Origin of the sequence: Paraburkholderia antibiotica (assembly GCF_012927125.1) — a bacterium.
GTDB classification, from domain to species: Bacteria; Pseudomonadota; Gammaproteobacteria; order Burkholderiales; family Burkholderiaceae; genus Paraburkholderia; species Paraburkholderia antibiotica.
Map to the genome: position 1 here is coordinate 209,932 of NZ_JABBFZ010000006.1, position 20,699 is coordinate 230,630.

Annotated in this window: 18 protein-coding genes; 10 read left to right on the top strand and 8 right to left on the bottom strand. The window is 63.5% G+C overall.

The window, feature by feature from the left end:
* Positions 1-31 precede the first annotated feature (31 nt).
* Positions 32-514, bottom strand: coding sequence for an Lrp/AsnC family transcriptional regulator (locus tag HHL14_RS13520; protein ID WP_169498104.1), 483 nt, complete (start codon positions 512-514; stop codon positions 32-34).
* A gap of 230 nt (positions 515-744) precedes the next feature.
* Here HHL14_RS13520 and HHL14_RS13525 point away from each other — a divergent pair, with 230 nt between their 5' ends.
* The 4 genes from HHL14_RS13525 to HHL14_RS13540 all read left to right on the top strand — a co-directional run bounded on the left by HHL14_RS13525 (position 745) and on the right by HHL14_RS13540 (position 4,687).
* On the top strand, positions 745-1,521 hold the full coding sequence (locus HHL14_RS13525; protein WP_169498105.1) for an SDR family oxidoreductase: 777 nt from the start codon (positions 745-747) through the stop codon (positions 1,519-1,521).
* A gap of 47 nt (positions 1,522-1,568) precedes the next feature.
* Positions 1,569-2,360, top strand: a complete 792-nt coding sequence (locus tag HHL14_RS13530; protein ID WP_169498106.1) for a 2-keto-4-pentenoate hydratase — start codon at positions 1,569-1,571, stop codon at positions 2,358-2,360.
* Positions 2,361-2,421: 61 nt separating this feature from the next.
* Positions 2,422-3,558: a branched-chain amino acid ABC transporter substrate-binding protein gene (locus tag HHL14_RS13535; RefSeq protein WP_329601658.1), complete on the top strand. Its 1,137-nt coding sequence runs from the start codon at positions 2,422-2,424 to the stop codon at positions 3,556-3,558.
* A 181-nt stretch (positions 3,559-3,739) separates the two neighbouring features.
* A complete protein-coding gene (locus HHL14_RS13540; protein WP_169498107.1) occupies positions 3,740-4,687 on the top strand; it encodes a LysR family transcriptional regulator in 948 nt (315 codons plus the stop codon).
* 59 nt (positions 4,688-4,746) lie between these two features.
* Here HHL14_RS13540 and HHL14_RS13545 read toward each other — a convergent pair whose 3' ends face one another.
* Positions 4,747-5,229, bottom strand: coding sequence for an Lrp/AsnC family transcriptional regulator (locus tag HHL14_RS13545; protein ID WP_169498108.1), 483 nt, complete (start codon positions 5,227-5,229; stop codon positions 4,747-4,749).
* Positions 5,230-5,435: 206 nt separating this feature from the next.
* Here HHL14_RS13545 and HHL14_RS13550 point away from each other — a divergent pair, with 206 nt between their 5' ends.
* Positions 5,436-6,629, top strand: a complete 1,194-nt coding sequence (locus tag HHL14_RS13550; RefSeq protein WP_169498109.1) for a pyridoxal phosphate-dependent aminotransferase — start codon at positions 5,436-5,438, stop codon at positions 6,627-6,629.
* Positions 6,630-6,675: 46 nt separating this feature from the next.
* On the opposite strand, the gene HHL14_RS13555 is transcribed toward HHL14_RS13550, so the two are convergent.
* The 3 genes from HHL14_RS13555 to HHL14_RS13565 all read right to left on the bottom strand — a co-directional run bounded on the left by HHL14_RS13555 (position 6,676) and on the right by HHL14_RS13565 (position 10,045).
* Positions 6,676-7,509, bottom strand: a complete 834-nt coding sequence (locus HHL14_RS13555) for an amidohydrolase family protein (RefSeq protein ID WP_169498110.1) — start codon at positions 7,507-7,509, stop codon at positions 6,676-6,678.
* Positions 7,510-7,550: 41 nt separating this feature from the next.
* On the bottom strand, positions 7,551-8,846 hold the full coding sequence (locus HHL14_RS13560) for an MFS transporter (protein ID WP_169498111.1): 1,296 nt from the start codon (positions 8,844-8,846) through the stop codon (positions 7,551-7,553).
* A 284-nt stretch (positions 8,847-9,130) separates the two neighbouring features.
* Positions 9,131-10,045 (bottom strand): LysR family transcriptional regulator, encoded by a 915-nt coding sequence (locus tag HHL14_RS13565; RefSeq protein WP_169498112.1) that lies wholly within the window; start codon positions 10,043-10,045, stop codon positions 9,131-9,133.
* Positions 10,046-10,224: 179 nt separating this feature from the next.
* On the opposite strand from HHL14_RS13565, the gene HHL14_RS13570 reads away from it, so the two are divergent.
* From HHL14_RS13570 to HHL14_RS13590, 5 genes are all read left to right on the top strand, one after another.
* The gene (locus HHL14_RS13570) at positions 10,225-11,928 is read left to right on the top strand and encodes an alkaline phosphatase family protein (protein WP_329601659.1); all 1,704 of its coding nucleotides are present in this window, start codon (positions 10,225-10,227) and stop codon (positions 11,926-11,928) included.
* Positions 11,912-12,370 (top strand): cupin domain-containing protein, encoded by a 459-nt coding sequence (locus HHL14_RS13575; RefSeq protein WP_230413024.1) that lies wholly within the window; start codon positions 11,912-11,914, stop codon positions 12,368-12,370. The genes HHL14_RS13570 and HHL14_RS13575 overlap by 17 nt, the downstream gene beginning before the upstream one ends.
* 71 nt (positions 12,371-12,441) lie before the next feature.
* The gene (locus tag HHL14_RS13580; protein WP_169498114.1) at positions 12,442-13,854 is read left to right on the top strand and encodes an MFS transporter; all 1,413 of its coding nucleotides are present in this window, start codon (positions 12,442-12,444) and stop codon (positions 13,852-13,854) included.
* The gene (locus HHL14_RS13585; protein WP_169498115.1) at positions 13,851-14,723 is read left to right on the top strand and encodes an alpha/beta hydrolase; all 873 of its coding nucleotides are present in this window, start codon (positions 13,851-13,853) and stop codon (positions 14,721-14,723) included. The genes HHL14_RS13580 and HHL14_RS13585 overlap by 4 nt, the downstream gene beginning before the upstream one ends.
* Before the next feature lie 286 nt (positions 14,724-15,009).
* Complete coding sequence (locus HHL14_RS13590) at positions 15,010-15,759, top strand: carbonic anhydrase (RefSeq protein ID WP_169498116.1); 750 nt, start codon at positions 15,010-15,012, stop codon at positions 15,757-15,759.
* 292 nt (positions 15,760-16,051) lie between these two features.
* Here the strand turns inward: HHL14_RS13590 and HHL14_RS13595 are convergent, their stop codons facing one another.
* From HHL14_RS13595 to aliA, 3 genes are all read right to left on the bottom strand, one after another.
* A complete protein-coding gene (locus tag HHL14_RS13595) occupies positions 16,052-17,197 on the bottom strand; it encodes a porin (RefSeq protein ID WP_329601660.1) in 1,146 nt (381 codons plus the stop codon).
* Between the two features lie 244 nt (positions 17,198-17,441).
* Complete coding sequence (locus HHL14_RS13600) at positions 17,442-18,203, bottom strand: COG4705 family protein (RefSeq protein ID WP_230413025.1); 762 nt, start codon at positions 18,201-18,203, stop codon at positions 17,442-17,444.
* A gap of 796 nt (positions 18,204-18,999) precedes the next feature.
* A complete protein-coding gene (gene aliA / locus HHL14_RS13605; RefSeq protein WP_169498119.1) occupies positions 19,000-20,670 on the bottom strand; it encodes a cyclohexanecarboxylate-CoA ligase in 1,671 nt (556 codons plus the stop codon).
* Between the last annotated feature and the right edge of the window lie 29 nt (positions 20,671-20,699).

The following is a 20,699-nucleotide window of genomic DNA, read 5'->3' on the forward strand; positions in this document are numbered from 1 at the left end:
TAGAGTGGCGCAGCGCCCCTTCGCATTCCGCCTACGCCAGATCGACGAGCGTCTGCTTGCGCGACTTGACTTCCTTCAGGACGAACGCGGAGTAGACCTCCTTGACGTTCGGCAACGCGCCGATCTGATGGCGAGCGAATTCGCCGAATTCGTCGAGCGTGCGCGCGACCACGGTGAGCTGGTGGTCATAACGACCCGAAATACAGCTGCACGCGATGATCTGCGGACTCGTGATCACCGCATCCTCGAACGCCTTGACGTGCTTCTCGTCCTTCTTGTCGAGCGACACGTACACGTACGCGGTCACGTGAAAGCCCAGCTTCTTCATATCCACATCCGCGTGATAGCCGCAAATGATTCCTTCCTGCTCGAGACGCTTGACGCGCCGCCAGCACGGCGACGTCGTCAGGTCCACGCGCTCGGCCAATTCGGCGCTCGAAAGCCGCGCGTCGAGCTGCAGCGCTTTCAGAATCTGCAGATCGACCCGATCCACTTGATGTTCTGCATTGATCATTTCGAATTTTTCCTGACGACGAAACATTCATTTTAATCAAAACCCCTACCCCGTCAAATTACACCAAACAATTTCTATCCATGACGCGTATAGTTTGCTCACAAAAAATCAGCGGATGAGGTAAAACCACGCCCGCTGCCACGCCCACACGACCGCCAACGTCGATCTGCGCAGCGCATGTCTGGCATGACGAGCGGGTCGATGACCGGGCCTACTCAGGAGAGCATCGGATGGATCTTGGCTTGAAAAATCAGCACGCGGTCGTCTGCGGAGCGAGCAAAGGACTCGGCTACGCGTGCGCCGAAGCGCTCGCGCGCGAGGGTGCGCGCGTCACGCTGATTGCGCGGAACGAGACGGAGCTGATCGCCGCCGGCCAGCAACTGCGCGAACGCAGCGGCGTCCAGGTGGACGTGATCGCCGCGGATGTGTCGACCGAAGCGGGTCGGGCGTTGATCGCCGGCCAGGCAAAAAATGTCGATATCCTGATCAATAACGCGGGTGGACCGCCGCCGGGCCAGTATGCCGAGTGGTCGCACGAAGACTGGATCGCGGCGCTCGAAGCCAACATGCTGAGCGGCATTTTTCTGATCAAGGCGTTTCTGCCGGCCATGCTGGAACAGCGCCACGGTCGCATCGTCAATATCACCTCGGTCACGGTCAAGCAGCCACAGGCCCTGCTCGGTCTTTCGACCGCCGCGCGCCTCGGCCTCACCGGCTATGTGGCGACGGTCGCGCGCGAAGTGATCGACCGCGGCGTCACCATCAACAACCTGCTGCCCGGCTATTTCCTGACCGACCGCCTGCGCTCGATGTTCGAGAAGTGGGACAGTCAGGCTGGAGAAAACACGCCGGTATCTGAGCAGAAACGCCAGACCATTCCCGCGCAGCGCTTTGGCACGCCGTCCGAATTCGGCGACGTGTGCGCGTTCCTCTGCAGCAGGAACGCGGGCTACATGACCGCGCAAAACATCCTGCTCGATGGTGGTTTGTATCCCGGCACGTTCTAGCATCGGGCCGCATCGCATTTAACCTGATCGACGATCTCGACATCCCTATGAACTTGACGAATCAGCAACTCGCGCAGGCGCTCTTCGAACAACACGCGGCGCGCACGCATTTCGGCACGCTTCGGCAAGCAGGCAAGGTACTCGACACCGCCACGGCCTATGACGTGCAGGACGAACTGGTCGCGCTGTTTCGCGAGGCACGCCGTGCCGACGTCGTCGGCTACAAGATCGGGCTCACGTCCACCGCGATGCAGACCATGTGCGGCATCGACAAACCGGTGTTCGGCCGCATCCTCAGCGACGAGGTGTATCGCAGCGGCGCCCATATCGATCTGAAGCGCTACGTCCACCTCGGTCTGGAATTCGAAATCGCGGTCAAGCTCGGCAGCGATATCGTGCCCAACGGCAAGCCGCTGTCGACGGCGGATATCGCGGCCTGCACCGCGGCGGTATGCCCCGCGCTCGAACTGGTAGAGGACCGTCATGCCGACTACAGCACGCTCGATGCCGCGTCGCTGATCGCCGATAACTCCTGGAATGCGGGCGTGGTATTGGCAGACTGGCAACCGCTTCCCGATGAATCCATCGTTCGACCGGCTCGCGTGTTTTCGCAAGATTCGTCGACGGAAACGGGCGCTGTCGATTATCGTCACGTGCTCGCATCCGTCGCGTGGCTGGCACAGGAGCTGGCATTGAGAGGATCGCATCTCCGCGCGGGCGAGATCGTCATGACCGGAAGCGTGGTTCGCACGCGCTTTCCTGTCCAGGGCGAAGTCTGGCATTACGAAGTGGACGGTCTGGGAACAAACGGCGTGAACTGCGCGCAAGCGGGCGCGTGAGGCCTTTGCGTGCGCCGGCTACCGGCCACTTTCATCTATTGAGGTTCAAGGAGGAGACGCAGTGAAACGAAATCAACTGGCTGCCATGGCAGCCCTGTGCTTCGCGGCAGCGAGCACGTCGAGCTATGCCCAGGTCAGCGTCAAGATCGGCGTGGTGGGCCCGTTGACCGGCTCGGGCGCGGCCTATGGCAAGGACATGGAAAACGGCGTCAGAATCGCCATCGCGGAAGCCAACGCGCAAAAGATCACGCTCGGCGGCAAGGTCGTGCAATTCGCGCCCGAATACATGGACGACCAGGGCGACCCGCGCACCGGCGTGCAGGTCGCGCAACGGCTGGTCGACGAAAACGTGAGCGCCGTGATCGGCCATGTGAATTCCGGCACGACCATCCCGGCATCGAAAATCTACGCGAGCGCCGGCATCCCGATGATTACCCCCGCGGCGTCGAATTCGATCATCACGAAGCAGGGTTTCAATACGGTGTTCAGCGTCGTGCCGACCGATGCGCAAACCGCCGGCAGCGCCGGCACCTATGCCGTCACCTCGCTCAAGGCGAAGCGCATCGCGATCATGGACGATCAGACCGCCTTCGGTCAGGGCGCCGCCGAAGAGTTTCGCAAGGCCGTGCTCGCCGCGCACGGGACCATCGTCGATCAGCAGTACACGAGCGACAAGGCCATGGACTTCAGCGCGCAGCTCACGCACATCAAGAGCGCCAATGCGGATCTGCTGTTCTTCTCCGGACTGGGTCCGCAGGTCGCCGGCATCGCGAAGAAGATGAAGCTGCTCGGCATGACGACCAGGCTGATGGGCGGCGGTGGCACGGTTTCGGAAGACTTCGTGCAGATCGCGGGCGCCAGCGCCGAGGGCGTCGAAGGGCTGGACTACGGGCTGCCGGTGTCGAGAATGCCGCGCGGACCGGAGTTCGAAAGCCGCTACAAGAAGACCTTCAATACGAACATGCAGGTCTACGCGCCGTTGGGATACGACGCGACGTGGGCGGTAATCAAGGCGATGCAGGCAGCCAACTCGTCAAATCCGTCCGACTATCTGCCGAAACTGCGCGCGACCCAATACCAGGGCGTGTCCGGGCCGATCGAGTTCGACAAGACCGGAGCCTTGAAGACGGCAGCGACCACCATCTATCAGGTCCGCGGCGGCAAATGGGAAATCCAGCAGACGGTCATGTCCAAATAGAGGCTGACAGGCGCTGGATACCCGGATCGGGAAGCGCCACGCGCGATGAGGCGTTCGTGTGCCTCATCGCGCGATTTCATTGTTGCCGCTCCGAAGCCCGAGTCGCGCGGCAGCGGCGGCTGGCGTCTAACGCAGCGACGTTCCTCTTGCGCCCCACCCTGCCCGGCGATCCTCTGCGCTCATGACGCACATCCTTCATTCAACGGCGTTGCGTTACTTCGTCGAAGTGGCCAATACCGGGTCGATCGCCGAAGCGTCCGCGCGGTTGCATGTCGCGACGTCGGCGATCAGTCGTCAGATTGCCAAGCTCGAATACGAGGTTCACGCCCAGCTGTTCGACCGGCAGTCGCGCGGCATGACGCTGAGTCGCGCGGGCGAGGCGTTGCTGGGCTACGCACGCAAAAGTCTGCTCGAAGCGGAACAGATCGTGCACGACATCGACAGCGCGCAGAACTCGCTTGCCAGTGTCGTGAAGCTCGCCTGCTCCGAAGGTTTTGCCACCGACTTCCTGCCCTCGTTGATCCATCGGTTCAGGCAGATCAATCCGCGCGTGCACTTCGAGCTGGCGGTCACCCGCCCCGACGACGCCACCCAACTGGTGCGTACCGGCGACGCGGATCTCGCGCTCACTTTCAGCCTCACTGTTCAGACCGACGTCGACATCATCCATGCGTGCCGGGCTCCCGTGTTCGCGCTGATGCGCAGCGATCATCCGCTGGCAACGCGCCGGCAACTGTCGCTTGCGGAAATCGCCGAACATCCGCTCCTGCTGTCGAAACCCGGCACGACGATTCGCACGCTCATCGACGTCGCGGCGGGCGCGGAGGGCATCGCGCTCACGCCCGTGTTCGTGACCAACAATAGCGAGGCGCTCTACCGCTACGCGCAGCTATCCGGCGCAATCACCTTCTCCAGCGCGATAACGGTTCGCGGCAAGCCGACCAACGACGCGCTCGTCGCGGTGCCGCTGGCGGGCAAAGTGCACCAACGCCGCATCCAGGTTCAGACGATGCTGGGACGTACGCTGCCCGTCGCGGTTCGGGAATTCGCCGATTTTCTGGTGGCGGAACTCAGGCGCGTGCCGGGCATGGCACGCGAGGCGCGGACCTCGCGTCGGGCACGCGCCTGACGGGCGCCGTGCGGTGTAACGGCTGATGCCGTCGCCGCTGTAACCGCTCGCATCGACGATCACACGATCTCGATCGCCGCATGCGCCAACGCCTTCACTTCCTTGAGTACCAGTGAAGTGTGAACTTCCTGGACGTTCGGCAAGCTGCCGATCTTGAGCCGGATGAAATCGCCAAAGCTATCGAGCGTTCGAGCAATAACCGTCAGCTGATGATCGTAGCGCCCACTGATGCAATGACAGGCGAGTATTTCCGGACTCGCTCTTACCGCCTCTTCAAACGCGCGAATATGCGTGGCGTCCTTCTTTTCCAGCGCCACCAGCGCGAACGCCATGACCTGATAACCCAGTCGCTTCGGGTCGATATCCGCGTGATAGCCACGGATCACGCCGGCTTCCTCGAGACGCTTGACGCGCCGCCAGCACGGCGACGCGGTCAACGAAACCCGCTCGGCAAGTTCCTGGCTCGATAGCCGCCCGTCGCTGCGCAACGCGTTGAGAATCAGGCTATCCGCCCGGTCGATTCTGACCTCTGCTTCGTTCATTTCACGTTTCCGTTTATCGCGCTTCGTTCATTGCGCACGCGTGCGGTTTTTACTTCGCACTTCAGCAAAATACGCCTCGCCGAGAGCGCTATCGTTAAGACCTACTTCAACCCGGAGTCCATCGACGATGCCGCACATCCATTCCCACCAGCAAGCGCTGCAGCCGTCCAACGCTCACCTCTCCTGACTTCTCCTGACCCTCCGCCATGTCGACGACCTCACCCTTTTCCCTGCACGCGCGCAGTGCCGTGCAAGCACTGCGCTCCTCGAAAATCCGCGAAGTCGCGAATGCCGGCATGGGACGCACCGACGTGCTGCCATTCTGGTTCGGCGAACCCGACGAACCCACGCCTGCCGACGTGCGTGCCGTCGCCGCGCAGCGGCTCGACGCGGGCGACACCTTCTACGTGCAGACGCTCGGTCTGCCGGCATTGCGCGAAGCCATCGCCGCGTACCTCGGCAGACTGCATCGGCCGCATGCGCCATTCGACGTCGGCCAGGTCGCCGTCACGAGTTCCGGCACGACGGCGCTGATGCTGGCGATGCAGGCCATCGTCAGTCCGGGCGATCGCGTCGTCGCGGTCACGCCGCTGTGGCCGAACCTGGTCGAGATGCCCAAAGTGCTCGGCGCCCACGTGGAGACCGTGTCGCTAAACTTTTGCGCGGACGGCTGGCAACTCGACCTCGCCGCACTACTCGACGCGCTCACGCCCGGCACACGCGCGCTGCTGGTGAATTCGCCCAACAATCCGAGCGGCTGGGTGATGAGCGCCGAAGCCCAACGCACCGTACTCGACCATTGCCGCAAGCACGGCATCTGGATCGTCACCGACGACGTCTACGAGCGCTACTACTACGACGGCACGCAGTGCGCGCCGTCGTTCCTCGATCTGACCGACGCCAGCGACCGCGTGATCAGCTGCAATTCGTTCTCGAAGGCCTGGCTGATGACCGGCTGGCGCATCGGCTGGATCGTCGTGCCGCAGGCGCTCCTGCAAGAGATCGGTAAGCTCATCGAGTTCAGCACCACCTGCACGCCGGGCTTCGTGCAGCACGCCGCGCTGCATGCGCTCGAACACGGCGAACCGGTAATCGCGCGCACCGTGGCCCGGCTCAAACAATCGCGCGATCTGCTCGCGCTGCGTCTGGCCGAAGTCCCGCGCGTGCAGCTTGCCGCGCCGTCGCCCGGTGCGATGTACACGTTCTTTCGCGTCGACGGCGTCACGGACAGTCTCGCGTTCTGCCGGCAACTGGTCGCCGAGGGTGGGCTCGGACTGGCGCCGGGCGCCGCGTTCGGTCCGGAAGGCGAAGGCTTTCTGCGCTGGTGTTATGCGAGCACGCCGGAGCGCATTGAGGTGGGCGTCGCGCGGTTGATCCGTTATCTCGACACCCACCGCTGAGCGCAATAACAACGCGGCAACAACGCGTCGGTCCACCGTCGCGTTGTTATTCGATCCGATAGAACGCCTGCGCGGTGGCACCGAAAACGCGGGCATGCGCCGCTTCCGGCACGAGCTGACGAGCGACCCGCAGCCAGTCCGCGTAGCGGCCATTGCGCTCGAGAATCGGCCAGTCGCTCGCCCACATCAGACGGGTCTCACCGAAGGCGGTCATCAGCACGTCGACATAGGCGGCGAAAGTGTCGGCGGTCCAGTTCGGCGCCGAGCGCGTCGGCAACGCGGAGAGTTTGCACACGACATTCGAATACCGCGCCAGTTCGGTCATGCCGTCGCGCCACGCGTTGAAACTGGCATCGCCCGCTTGCCAGTCGCGCACCTCCGGCTTGCCGCAATGATCGATCGCGATCCGCAGCGACGGATGCCGCCCCACCAGTTCGAGCAGCGCGCGTAAATGGCGTGGCTGAATCAGCGCATCGAAACTCAGGTCGCGCTCGGTGAGCGCAACGAACGTTTCGTGCAACTCCGGACGCAGCATCCAGTCGTCTTCGGGAATGTCCTGAATCATCGGCCGTACGCCACGAAACCGTGGATGCCGCGACAGGCGGTCGAGCTGTTCCGGCGTATCTCTCGCCGCAAAATCCACCCATCCGACCACCGCGCCGAGATACGGGTGCCGTTCCGCCAGCGACAACAGGAAGTCCGTCTCCGCCAGCGTCGGCGCCGCCTGTATCACGACCGCACGCTCGATACCGTGCGCGTCGAGTAGCGGCTTGAAATCCGCCGGTTCGTAATCGCGATACAGAAAGCCGGTGTCGGGCGTCAGCCAGCCATAGTCATTGCGGGCGATACGCCACAGATGGTGATGCGCGTCGATCAGCATCGCTACTCCTCAATACCTTGAGCCGGATTCGGCTAATTCGGCTAGTCGAGCGCCGCGTCGCGCGTCTCGTTCAACAGCGTCATGCCGAGCAAACCCAGCGCGCAGGCCCCGATGATGTAAAACGCCGGCGACAGCGGGTTGCCCGTCACACGCAGCAGCCAGGTCACGACAAATTGCGTGCTACCGCCGAATACCGTTGCGGCGATCGCGTAGCTGATCGAAAGACCGGTGCTTCGCAGTACTTTCGGAAACGTCTCAGGGATGATCGTGATGACGGCCGCCGCGTGCGATCCGGTCAGCAACGCGAGCACCGCCGGTACCGCGAACAGCGTGATCAGCGAATGCCAGCTGTTCAGCACCACGAACGCCGGATACGCGACCAGCATCAGCAGCGCGCACGGCACGATCATCACCACCTTACGGCCGAACCGGTCCGCCAGCATGCCGCCCGTCAGCGCGGCGACGACCATGCACGCGCCGACCATCATCGTGACGGCGATCGACATCGTCATCGGAAAGTGCAGGAGCGTCAGCGCGTAGCTGGTCATGTAGTTGTTGACGTAAACCGTCACGGTGCTCGGAATGATGATCAGCGTGGCCAGCGTCACGCACTTCCAGTAGCGTCCTTGCATCGATGCCGTCGCCGCGGCGAAACTCGGCGCCGTGCCGGCCGGCGAGCCGGTCTCGTGCATGTTACGGCGCAGGATCAGACCGACCGGAATCACCGCCAGTCCGAGCACGAACGGAATCCGCCAGCCCCAGGCCTGCATGTGTTCGGCGGACAACGACGCGGAAGCCAGCACCCCGATCGTGCCCGCGACGAGCACCGCCAGCCCCTGACTGACCACCTGCCAGCTCGCGTAACGTGCACGCTTGCCGGCGGGCGCGGTTTCGACGAGGAACGACGTCGTCGGCCCAGCCTCGCCGCCCCACGCGAAACCCTGGATGAGCCGCGCCAGCACGATCAGTCCCGGCGCCGCCAGACCAATCGATGCATAGGGCGGCGCAAACGCAATGATCGCCATACCGACGGCCATCAGCGCAAGCGTGAGCAGCATCGCGGGCTTGCGCCCCGCCCGATCCGCGTAGCGCCCGATAACGATTCCGCCCAGCGGGCGCGCCAGAAACCCCACCCCGAACGCAGCGACCGAAAGCAGTAACGCGCCCAACGCGCTATCGGCGGGAAAGAACTCTCTGCCGATGATCGCGGCAAAGAACGCGTAGACCGTGAAGTCGTAGAACTCGAGCGCATTGCCGATGACGGCCGCGACCACCGCGCCTCGGGATGCTTCGTGTTTGCTGCTTACGACCTCGCCGCGCGCCGTCACTGTTTGCATGAAAATCCCGTTGTCGTTTGACTCCCCGTTCGCACAATCTGTCTCCGGAAACGGGACGGTGCAGGAGTTCGCCCGATTTTAGGAAGCCAATTCCGTTGTGACAATTGCCGAGTTTGGCCCGAAGCATTGCCAAATCGGCAATGGGAATTCATCGCTAACCGCGTGTGTTTGGCGCCGCTGCAAACCGCCGTGGCGATGGGTCATTGCGGGTCGGGTGGTGACGATCCGGCGCACCACGGCTCACTTCCTGCGTAACCGCTTTTGCCTGCGTTTGAGCCCGGTGTTTAGCGCGCGCCTCGCTGCGCATTCTGCGCGGCCGCCTCGGCGGTGAAGGTTTCGAGCAGGCGCTGGGCCGGCACCGTCAGCGGTGCGTCGGCGCGGTACACGGCGTGAATGGTGGTCGTCGGCAACGCATCGCCGATCGGCAACTCGAGCAGATCCATCGCCGGACCATGACGGTCGAAGAAACCCTTCGGCATGATGCCGACCACGTCCATACGCGGCATCAGCGCAAGCAGCGTGGCAAACGACTCGCATTCGAGCCGAACCTTCGGCGTCAGTTCGACCTGCGCCTCGTTGCACAGATTGCGCGGATCGCCCGGGCCGCCAGCGGGCCCGGTCAGCACCCAGTCGGCGTTCGCGAGGCCCGCGAGCGTCGTCTCGGCGGCGAGCGGATGACCGCGTCGCGCGGCAATCACGATGCGGCTCTCGAACAGCGGATGCACGAGCAGGTCGCGCCTGAATCCTTCGATCGGCAATGGCCCGAGCGCCAGGTCGAGCTCGCCCGCGCGCAACTGTTCGAGCGCGCGCGGATACAGCGTATCGCGCACCCGCAACACGACTTGCGGCCAGCGAACGCTGAAGCGCTCCAGCGCGCCGGGCGCAAGCAGAATCGCCGCGACAGGCGACACACCAATCGTCACCTGCGCCCGCGCATGCCGCAGATGCCACTCCACTTCCTCGCGCGCGCGGTCGAGCTCGCGCAACGCCGTATTGGCGCGCGCCGCCAGCAACTCGCCGGGCGGCGTCAGACGCACGCCCTTGGGCGAGCGCAGCACGAGCGCGGTGCCGAATTCCTCTTCCAGCTGCCGCAACGCCTTCGTCAACGCAGGCTGCGTGACGTTGAGCAGATCGGCCGACGCACGCAGGCTGCCGGTCTGGGCAATCGCCTGCAGCAGATGGAGTTGTTGAAGCCGCACCAGGGGTTCTCCATAGGGGGTGATAACCCATGGTAATCGAATTGACTAAATGTGAAGCGTTTTTCGTTTTTTCTCCACATACGATGCACTCACATCAAGGATAGGCCGCAGCCGGTCAGAGGCCCGCGCCATGTCCCCATCAATCGCCCATGCCTTGGGAGCATCAATTGCGAAAGCCTGTGCGAAACATCCTGTTCATCATGTGCGACCAGTTGCGGGCCGATCATCTGTCCTGCTTCGGTCACCCCACCCTCAAGACGCCGAATCTCGACCGCCTCGCCGCGCGCGGCGTGATCTTCGATCGGGCCTACGTGCAATCGCCCGTTTGCGGCCCTTCGCGGATGAGCTATTACACCGGCCGCTACGTGCATTCGCACGGCGCGAGCTGGAATTTCGTGCCGCTCAAGGCGGGCGAGATGACGATCGGCGATCATCTGCGTCCGCTCGGCGTGCGCTCGGTGCTGGTCGGCAAGACCCACATGCGCGCCGACCTCGCAGGGATGTCGCGTCTCGGCATCGATCCCACGTCGCAGATCGGCGTGCGCATCGCCGAATGCGGCTTCGACCCGTACGAACGCGACGACGGTATCCACCCGTGGTCCGGTCACGATCCCGACCCGGCCTATAGCGACTACCTGCGCGAACAGGGTTTCGACGGTGATAACCCGTGGGAAGACTGGGCCAATTCGACCGTGGACGAAGACGGCACGATCCGCTCGGGCTGGTTCCTCAAATACTCGAACCGTCCGGCGCGCGTGCCCGACGAGCATTCGGAGACGCCCTACATCACGCGGCGCGCGATGGACTTCATCCGCGAAGCCTGCGACGAACCCTGGTGCCTGCATCTGTCCTACATCAAGCCGCACTGGCCCTACGTCGTGCCCGAATCCTACGCGAGTCTGTACGGCCCGGAAGATGCGCTGCCCGTCGTGCGCTCGGAAGAGGAGCAGCGCGATCCGCACCCTGTCTATGACGCGATGATGGCGCATCGCGTGTCGCGCACCTTCTCGAAGGACGAGGTGCGCGATGCGGTAATGCCAGGCTATATGGGCCTCATTAAACAGATCGACGATCAGTTAGGGTTGCTGTTCGATTTCCTCGAAGAGCGCGGCCTGATGGACACCACGATGATCGTCTTCACGAGCGATCACGGCGACTATCTCGGCGATCACTGGATGGGCGAGAAGGACCTCTTCCACGAGCCCGTGATCCGCGCACCGCTCATCGTCTACGACCCGGACCCACGCGCCGACGTCACGCGCGGCACGCGCTGCGACGCGCTCGTCGAGGCCGTGGATCTCGCGCCGACCTTTCTCGACGTCTATGGCGGCCAACCGGTGCCACACATCATCGACGGCCACTCGCTGCGTCCGCTGCTGTTCGGCGCGAAGCCCGCCGACTGGCGCGAGCACGTGGTCTGCGAATACGACTTCGCGTTTCAGGACTCGCGCATCGCGCTCGGCACGAAGCCGCGCAACGCGTGGATGCGCATGATCTTCGACGGCCGCTGGAAATACGTGCTGTTCGAGGATTACCGGCCGATGCTGTTCGACCTGCAAACCGACCCGAACGAATTCCGCGATCTCGGCGCGTCCGACGCGCCCGAGCATGCGGCGGTGCGCGCGCGTCTGCACGAAGCGCTGTTTCGCTGGGCGCGTCAGCCGCGCCAACGCGTGACGATCGCCGACGGCACCATCGAATCGATCGAGGTGCAGCCGCGCATTTCGGAGGGCGGCATCCTGATCGGCTACTGGGACGAAGACGATCTCGCGCAGGCGCGCACGACCTTCAAGCCTCGTTTTGCCTCTTCCAACCCGCTGGTCAAGTCCACGCTCGATCGGCTGACCCAACCTCAAGGAGTCGAATATGAACATGACGACTGAAACGCCCGACATCACGCGCACGCGGACCGGCCTCGACGGCGTGTCGTGGAATATTCTCGGGCAGGTCTACGTGCCCAAGCAGGTCAGCGACGACAGCATCGCCTGGCATGCGACCTTCCCGGAAGAGACCTTCGTGCCACCGCACACGCATCCTCATCAGGACGAGTACATCTATGTGCTCGACGGTCAGATCGATCTGCTGCTGGGCAGCAAACGGACCACGGCCTCGACCGGCGACCTCGTGCGCATGCCGCGCGGCATCGAGCACGCGTTCTTCAACAACACCGGCAAGCCGGTGACCGCGTTGTTCTGGGCCGCGCCCGCCGGCAAGCTGCTCGAGCTTTATCGACGGATCCACAATATGTCGAGCCCGGCCGAAGTGATGCGCGTCGCACGCGAGTACGACGTGGTGTTCGCGCCGCCGGTTTCGTCGGCGGCTTGATCGTGCGAGCGCCCGCGTCGATACTGTGGTGCGCGACGCGGGGATCGGCTCTATAACCGGAGGTCGAGGCGATGGAAACATTGGCAAACGACGGCGTCACGCACGGCACACGAGGCACGCAGGGCCGGTCCGTCGAAGGCGCCGCGACGCGTCGCAAAGCCTGGGGCATCACCGCGATGCTCACGCTGTTCATGGTGTTCAATTTCGCCGACAAGGCCCTGCTCGGTCTCGTGGCACGGCCCGCGATGGCCGAACTCGGTCTCTCGCCGTTTGCATTCGGCTTCATCGGCAGCAGCTTCTTTTTTCTGTTCAGCCTGAGCGCGATCGTCGTGGGCTTCGTGGCCGATCGCATGTCGAGTCGCTGGCTGGTGTTTGCGCTCGCGCTCATCTGGGCCGCGGTCCAGTTCCCGATCCTCGCCGGCGGCGGCGCGACCGCGCTGCTGGTCTGCCGGATCATTCTCGGTGCGGGCGAAGGCCCGGCGCTGCCCATCGCACTGCATGCGACGCACAGCTGGTTTCCCGCCGAGGACCGCGCTCTGCCGAGTAACCTGATCGCGGTCGGGCCGACCATCGGCGCGGCCGTTGCCGCGCCCGCGCTGTCGTGGATCATTGCGTCGCCGGCGCTCGGCTGGCGCTGGGCGTTCGGGCTGCTCGGCATCGCCGGCTTGCTGTGGGGCATCGCATGGGCCTGCATCGGCAAGGACGGTCCCTATCGCAACCTGCACGGCGCGAGCGAGGGTATGGCGGTCGCCAGCTCGGCCACGGAAAAACTCGCGACGGTGCCGCTGCGGCGCGTTTTCGGTTGCCGGATGTGGCTCATTGCGACACTCGCCGGGTTCGCGTGCTTCTGGGCGCAAGCCGCGATGACCACGTGGGTGCCCCAGTACATCGGTGGCGTGCTCGGCGTGCCGCAGACACGGGTGGGCCTCGTCTATGCACTGCCCTGGGCCTTCGGCACGCTGTTACTGATCGCGCTCGGCTTCGCGGGACGGAGGATCATGCGAGGCGGCGGCTCCGCGCGCGTCGCGGTGGCGGGACTCTTCGGCATGTCGCTGCTCGTCTCGGGCGTCTGCCTGCTGGGTCTGCCGCACGCGTCCGGCGTCTGGGCGCTCGCGCTCACGACCGTCGGCTGGGGCGCGTTCCTCGTGTTTCCGATGGCGCCGACCGCCGTCGCCTATGCGGTCAATCCCGGGCAACGCGCGGCCGTCATATCGACAATGGTCGGCATCGCGTCGATTGGCGGCGTGGTGTCGCCGGCCGTGTTCGGCTGGTTCGTGCAGCGCGCCGGCGATGCGCTCGCCGCGCAGGGCCACAGCAGCCCGCTACAACTCGCGGCAGGCCTCGGCGACGCGTTCACGCTCACCGGCTTGCTGCTGGTCGGCACCGGCCTCGCCGCGGTGCTCTGGATTCGTCCCGAGCAGACTGCCGCGATGCTGCAACAGCGCACTTACGCTCACCGTTCCTCGACTTCCATCGCCTCATGAACGACACGTCCATCGGCAGCGCCGAATTTGAATACGTCACGGGACAGGCGCGCCCGAGCTTTCCCGCGTTGCTCGCCGGGTTCGAAGCGCAGAGCGCGGCAGCAGCGAAAGCAGCGTCTGTCGAACTCGATCTGCGTTACGGCCCGGCGCCGCGCGAAACCTTCGATCTGTTCCGCGCCGCTACCGACCAACCGCGTGGCACGCTCGTCTATTTCCACGCGGGCTACTGGCAATCGCGCGACAAGTCGACGTTCCGCTTCATCGCGCCAGCCTTCACGCGGCTCGGTTTGAACGTCGCGCTGGTGAACTACCCGCTGTGCCCAACGGTGACGCTCGCCGAACTGATCGGCTCGGCGCGCGCTTCGCTCGATGCGGTGGCGAACGTGAGCACTACGCATGGCCGCGCGTTGCCGCTCGTGTTGTCCGGGCACTCCGCCGGCGGTCATCTCGCGGTGGAGCTGGCGCTGGCACTTGTATCGGATGCCTCGGCTGCCTCGGTATCGCCGGGCCCGACGCTCGCAGGCGTGATTGCGCTGAGCGGCATCTACGATCTCGCGCCGCTCGTCGCGACCACCCTGAACCGCAATCTGAAGCTCGATGCCGCCGACGCGGTGCGCCACTCGCCGCTGCATCGCGCGCGGCGTGGTTGCGTGAACGCGCTCTTCGGCGTCGGCGGCGACGAAACGGCCGCGTTCGTCGCGCAGAGCCGGCACATGTGCGAGGCATGGCAACAGGCCGGCAATCCTGCAACGCTCGACATCGCGCCCAGCGCCGATCATTTCAGTCTGCTCCAGGAATTCACGTCACCCTCGGCGCCGTTGCATCGTCGCGTAGTCGCCTTCCTCGACGAAGTGCTGTCCGCGCGATGAACCATCGGCACGGACAAACTTTGCGCGAGCGCAAGAGTCGAGCGCGAGGCGGCCCCAGAGCAGATAGCACGCCCCTATAATCGCCCCGCCGTGTAGCACGCATTCAATCAGTCGACACACGCAAAAGCCGCACGGCAGGTCGAACACACCATCCGAACGCACAAGCGACGAACCGGAATAACGGGCCGCCTGCATCCCGTCACGCGATCGATGATCGGTCCGCCGAATCCCGGCATCGCGTTTGCGCGTGCGCCCCTCCTCTGTCCCGACAATCCACTACTTCACCATGAAATTCACGAGATATCTCGCGCTCGCCGGCAGCCTGTGCGCAGCGCTCGCCTATGCTGCTCCTCCCAGTGACGCACCGCACTGGTCGTATCACGGCGACAGCGGCCCCGCGCACTGGGGCGAACTGTCCTCCACGAACGCGGCATGCCGCGACGGCAAAGCGCAATCGCCGATCGATCTGCATCCCGCGTCGGCGATGCACAAACACGGCCGCGAATTCACGATCCACTATCGGCCCGCGAGCTTCACGGCGGTGAACAATGGACACACGATCCAGGCCAGCGCCATCGATACGTCGAACGTGCTGGACCTGCGTTCGAATACCTACACGCTGAAGCAGTTTCATTTCCACACGCCGAGCGAACATGAGATAAACGGCGCGCACTATCCGATGGAGCTTCACCTCGTGCATCAGGACAGCCACGGCAGTCTGACCGTGCTCGGCGTCTTCATCAAGGAAGGCAAAGCGAACGCGGCACTCGCGCGGCTGTTCGACCATCTGCCCGTAGAAGGCGCATCGATGCCGCCCGTGACCATCGATCCCGATGCGCTGCTGCCGCGCGAGCGACGCGCGCTGATCTACTCCGGCTCGCTGACGACGCCGCCCTGCACCGAGCAGGTGAACTGGATCATGCTGGAGCAACCGATCGAGTTGTCGAAGGCGCAGATCGACGTGTTTCGCCGACTGTTCCCCGACGATCACCGCGACGTCAATCCGCTGAACAATCGCGAAGTCGACGAGGAATAAGCGCTCGCGGCAATCGGCAACCGGCAGCAGATCCTGAGGGTCGTCGCCCGGCCGATTGCCAAAAAAAAGCCGCCCATTAAAAGGCGGCGTAAATCCCGGAATACACATGAAACGAGTTGCAGGGAAGTTGGATTTCCCTGCAACCATATTAACAACACACAGCGAATGCGAATTTATTCGAAATCAATTCGGCGTCGCATAATTTTATTGAGATAAAAGAATAAAAAAACGCGCCATCCAGGATGGCGCGTCTTTTCTCCCCTGCTTATCGATTCGGCAGATACGCCCGAACTTAGAAGCGGTGGCGCATGCCGATCGTTGCCGCCACCTGGCTTTGCGTGGACGAGTTGCCCAGCAGGCCGGCGATATTCGCCGTGTTCGCGACCGAGTACGAACCGTTGTTGTAGATGTCGCCCGACGCATGCTGATAGGCGCCGGCGACATAGACATCGGTACGCTTGCTGAGCGAGTAGTCGACTGCCAGCGTGGCCGAGTGCCACTTCGGCGAAGAACCGTCGGTGCCGCCGCCGGTCGTCTTGCCGTAGGTGTACGTGTACTCGCCGACCAGCGCGAGCGACGGCGTCAGGCTATACGTGCCGTTGACTTCGATATTGTCGAAGCGCGCATCCATGCCGTCGAAGCCGGCCACCGTCGCGCCCTGGATACGGGTACGCGTCCACAGCACGCCGGCGGTCGCCGGGCCGAACGTATAGTTGCCGCCAACGCCGAACGTGCGCTTCACGTTGCCGCCGAAAGGCACCGTAGCCGCCGCGCTGTTGTTCACCGAGTTGGTGTCGGAGTTCGTCTGGTCGTACGCTGCCGCAAGCTTCAGCGGGCCCATCGAGTAGCCGGCGCCGACGCTCCACGCGCGGCCGTTCGCGAACTGGCCGGGCTGGTTGCTGAAACCGTACAGGCCGCCGAAGTGGAAGCCGGAGTAGTTCACGCTCTCGTACTTGACCGCGTTCTTGATCGAATATTGCGCGCCGATGTTGTCGTTGTTCAACGGGTGCGCGGCGACGTTGACGTCACCTGCCTGGCCGGCCAGCGCCAACGGCGACAGGTAGTCGACCACCGAGTCGTACTGCCGGCCGAGCGTCAACGTACCGAAGTCACGGCTTGCGATACCGACATAGGCCTGACGATTGAACATGCCGTCGTCGCTAAAGCCGCCGTTCGACAGATCGAAGCCCGACTCCAACTTGAAGATCGCCTTCAGGCCGCCGCCGAGGTCTTCCTCACCTTTCAGGCCGAAGTACGTATTCGACAGCAGGCTGCTCGACTGGAGCCACGTGCTGTGACCGCCAATATTATTGACGTACGCGAGGCCCGCATCCAGCGAGCCGTAGAGGGTAACGCTGCTTTGCGCGTGTGCTGCGACGCTGAACGCGCCAAGGGCTGCAAATGCGATCAGGGTCTTGCTGAGAGTGGTTTTCTTCACGATTATTCCTTTTCCGGTATACATATTCACCTGCTGAAACAGATGAATAAGGCACGGCTGCCTCTTTCCGGAATCGAAATATAGCGCCGTGCCTTTGAATACACCGTTGCAAACCCGCAACTCGCCGGCTCTATCGCATCTTGCATTGAGCAAGCGCAAATTGCCTTCAATAGACGGGCTGATCTTTTTATTAAGATTTGAAAAGGAGTGTTTTAAAAACTATTCAATTCGCGGTGCTCGACGCTCAACCATCCGCATGGCTGGCGGCGCGCTGCGGTACCAGCGCCACCCACGCGACGACAATCCCCAGCAGAATCAGCGAAGCGTACAAGCGGCTCAATTCGAGGCCACCATCCGCGAGGGGCTTGTCGAGAAAGTCGCCGAGCGTTGCACCGAGAGGACGAGTCAGAACGAACGCGGCCCAGAAAACGGCCGTACGCGATACGCGTGGCCAGAAATAGAGCGCACCGACAATCACCAGCGCCCCGCCAAATATCATCGCCCCGTATTCGTACCCGAGGCCCAGGCCGCCGCGATCCGATCCCGCGACCCAGTCGCCCAATGCCGTGCCGAGCGTTTGCGAAAAGAGCACGGTGATCCAATAAAACCATTCGGCTCTCGGGGTCGTAATGCTACGCACGGCCACCGTCCCTTCCGTTTTGTACCAGGCCAGCAGGCTCAGCAGCAACAACGCGAAGATGATGTCGACGCCGCCCGGATAGCCGACCCCGAGCGAGCGGTCGAAGAAATCCGCCATCGTCGTGCCGAGCGTCGTCGTGGCGACGATCGTCGCCCAGAACAGCGGCGGCTGAAAACGCCGCGCACTGATCTGCCCGGCAACGAGCGCCACGAAGAAAGCCGCGAATATCGCCGAGCCGATCAGATAGCCCAGCTTCAGCGACATGGTGACCCAGTCACCCCCTGTTTCGCCGAGCGTCGTGGCGACGATCTTGACGATCCAGAAGCCCAACGTGACCTGCGGCACCTTGCTGACCGAATACTCCATCGTCCTACGTAGACTGCTTTCCATATCCTTCCCTCATCAAACGCCGATGGCGCCAGCTCGGTAGGATCGGCGATGGAGCATTAAGAGCGCCTTAAGGACGAGGTCGGATCACGAAACGCACCGGACGACGCGATGCACGCACACGCGAGATCGCGAAACACAGCGCGAAGCACAGACAGATCCGCCTTTTCAGGTCAAATTTGCCGCCGCTTCCGTGCGACGACAGGCAAACGCTGTAAAAACACGCATTTCCCTGAGATTTTTGGCTCGCAGACGGTCAGGCACGAGCATTGCGAGAGGCAGGTATTCCATCGCTGTCAGGGAGACCCGTCATGAAACAGCCTGCGTCGCAGACGTCGACCATCCCCGCATCCCGCATCGATCCGGCGCAAGAGATCTGAGCCGCAGTCGCGGCCCGCTTTCTCGCACACGCCAGACAAAATGACGATCCTTCACCGCGCGCTATTCAAGCGAAAGAATTTTTCTTTCGTCGCGTGGGTCGCTATCGGCACCGGCTCGGTGTTTCTCGCCGTGTCGCTACCGTTGCCCGCGTTCGGTGCTTTTGCCGTCGGCGCATGCTGTGCCTATGCGGGACGCTCCGCGCGACGGCGCGGCGCACCACCTCCCCTCGTCGGCTACGACGCGCAGGCAGGAACCGCTGAGGATGTCAATCAACCGCAAACGCCGGCCTCGCCAGATATGACGCCGCCGCAACCGGCCGCACCGGATCAAAAGAAAAACGAAACGCCAGTACGCTGACGACCACGACGAATATCGAATCCTGCTGAAGAACGCTTCACCCTTCGCGCCCCTCAGCAGGATCCCTAACCATCTCCCTCAGCCTGAATTTCTGCACCTTGCCCGTCGGCGTGCTCGGCATCGCGTCGAGCACCAGCAGGCGCTCCGGAATGTACTGCAGCGCGACCTGGCGCTGCTTCAGAAAATCGACGAGGTCCGCCAGTTCGACGCGCGCGCCTTCTTTCGGCACCACGACCGCGCACGCGCGCTCGCCGAGTCGCGCATCCGGATACGCGACGATCGCAACATCGGCAATCGACGGATGGCGATACAGCAGCGTTTCGATTTCGACCACCGGAATGTTCTCGCCGCCACGGATGATCACGTCCTTGCTGCGTCCGGCGATGCGCATATAGCCGCGCTCGTCGAGGTAAGCCATGTCGCCGGTGTCGAACCAACCGTCGTCGTCCACGCCGTTCAGATGCGCGCGCTCCAGATAACCGGCGAATCCCGAGCACGACCGCACGAACAGACGCCCCGTCACGCCCGGTCCGAGCGGTCGATCGTCGTGATCGAGAATCTTCAGTTCGACACCCGGCAATGGCTTGCCATCGGTATTGAAGGAACGTTCGTCGTCATCGTCGAGGCTCGTCAGCGTGACCGCGCCCAGTTCGGTCATGCCCCACGCCGACACCACCTTCGCGCCCAACGAGACGCGTGCCTGCTCGACCAGCGGCCCCGGAATCGGCGCACCCGCGCACAGAAATGCGCGCAGGCTCGGCACGCCGGTTCGCTTCGCCGCCACCGTCTGCGCGAGATCGGTGAGGAACGCGGTCGATGCCATCGTGAACGTGACCCGCTCTTCGTCGATCAGACGCACCGCCGCAGCCGGGTCCCACACATCCTGCAGCACCGCGTGAGCCTGCAGCACGATCGGCATCATCAGTCCGTACATGAAGCCGGTCTGATGCGCCATCGGCGAGGCCATCAGCACGACGTCGTCGGCACCGAGACGCATCGCCTCTGCGTACGCGACGATATTCGACATCAACGTGTTCGCCGTATGCATCGTGCCTTTCGGCTCGCCGGTCGTGCCCGACGTGTAGAGCAATTGCGTGACGTCGTCGGCCGTCGGGCGATGCTGGCTCAGCAGTGCCGCTGCATCGGACTCGCGCTCCCATTCGGGTAACGCGAGTAACGCATCGAAGCTGTGCGGCGCGGGCCGACCATCCTGTTGCGCATCGATCACCACGAGATGCCGCAGTTCGGGCAGACGCGCGCGCAGTCCGTCGATCATCTGCTCGTAGTCGACATTGCGATAGCGCTTCTGCACGATCATCACCTTGCTGCGCGCATGCGCGAGCATGAACGCGAGCTCGCGTTCGCGAAAGATCGGCATCAGCGGATTGACCACTGCGCCGATGCGCGAGCAGGCCAGATAAAGCAACGTGAACTGCCAGCAATTCGGCAATTGCATCGACACCACGTCGCCGCTCGTCACACCCAGCCGCGCGAGGCCGACCGCGATGCGATCCGCCATGCGCGCCATCTCGCGATAGCTGAAGCGCACGCGCGCGCCATCCTCGACGCGCACCGCCGTCAACGCGATACGCTCCGGACATTGCGCGAGCGCGGCGTCGAGCGCATCGTTGATCGTGCGATCCAGCCACCAGCCGTTGGCAACGCTTTCCGCGCGACGCGGCCCGATCAGTACGGGATCGAACTTCATCCGAGGTCTCCGCGATAGTTGTTCTGCTT

What these genes read in the sequence shown, in the direction of transcription:
- HHL14_RS13585 (WP_169498115.1), top strand. Translation starts at nt 13,851, where the DNA reads ATGAACGACACGTCCATCGGCAGCGCCGAATTTGAATACGTCACGGGA.
- aliA (WP_169498119.1), bottom strand. Translation starts at nt 20,670, where the DNA reads ATGAAGTTCGATCCCGTACTGATCGGGCCGCGTCGCGCGGAAAGCGTT.
- HHL14_RS13540 (WP_169498107.1), top strand. Translation starts at nt 3,740, where the DNA reads ATGACGCACATCCTTCATTCAACGGCGTTGCGTTACTTCGTCGAAGTG.
- HHL14_RS13545 (WP_169498108.1), bottom strand. Translation starts at nt 5,229, where the DNA reads ATGAACGAAGCAGAGGTCAGAATCGACCGGGCGGATAGCCTGATTCTC.
- HHL14_RS13600 (WP_230413025.1), bottom strand. Translation starts at nt 18,203, where the DNA reads ATGGAGTATTCGGTCAGCAAGGTGCCGCAGGTCACGTTGGGCTTCTGG.
- HHL14_RS13560 (WP_169498111.1), bottom strand. Translation starts at nt 8,846, where the DNA reads ATGCAAACAGTGACGGCGCGCGGCGAGGTCGTAAGCAGCAAACACGAA.
- HHL14_RS13580 (WP_169498114.1), top strand. Translation starts at nt 12,442, where the DNA reads ATGGAAACATTGGCAAACGACGGCGTCACGCACGGCACACGAGGCACG.
- HHL14_RS13555 (WP_169498110.1), bottom strand. Translation starts at nt 7,509, where the DNA reads ATGCTGATCGACGCGCATCACCATCTGTGGCGTATCGCCCGCAATGAC.
- HHL14_RS13525 (WP_169498105.1), top strand. Translation starts at nt 745, where the DNA reads ATGGATCTTGGCTTGAAAAATCAGCACGCGGTCGTCTGCGGAGCGAGC.
- HHL14_RS13550 (WP_169498109.1), top strand. Translation starts at nt 5,436, where the DNA reads ATGTCGACGACCTCACCCTTTTCCCTGCACGCGCGCAGTGCCGTGCAA.
- HHL14_RS13575 (WP_230413024.1), top strand. Translation starts at nt 11,912, where the DNA reads ATGAACATGACGACTGAAACGCCCGACATCACGCGCACGCGGACCGGC.
- HHL14_RS13530 (WP_169498106.1), top strand. Translation starts at nt 1,569, where the DNA reads ATGAACTTGACGAATCAGCAACTCGCGCAGGCGCTCTTCGAACAACAC.
- HHL14_RS13520 (WP_169498104.1), bottom strand. Translation starts at nt 514, where the DNA reads ATGATCAATGCAGAACATCAAGTGGATCGGGTCGATCTGCAGATTCTG.
- HHL14_RS13590 (WP_169498116.1), top strand. Translation starts at nt 15,010, where the DNA reads ATGAAATTCACGAGATATCTCGCGCTCGCCGGCAGCCTGTGCGCAGCG.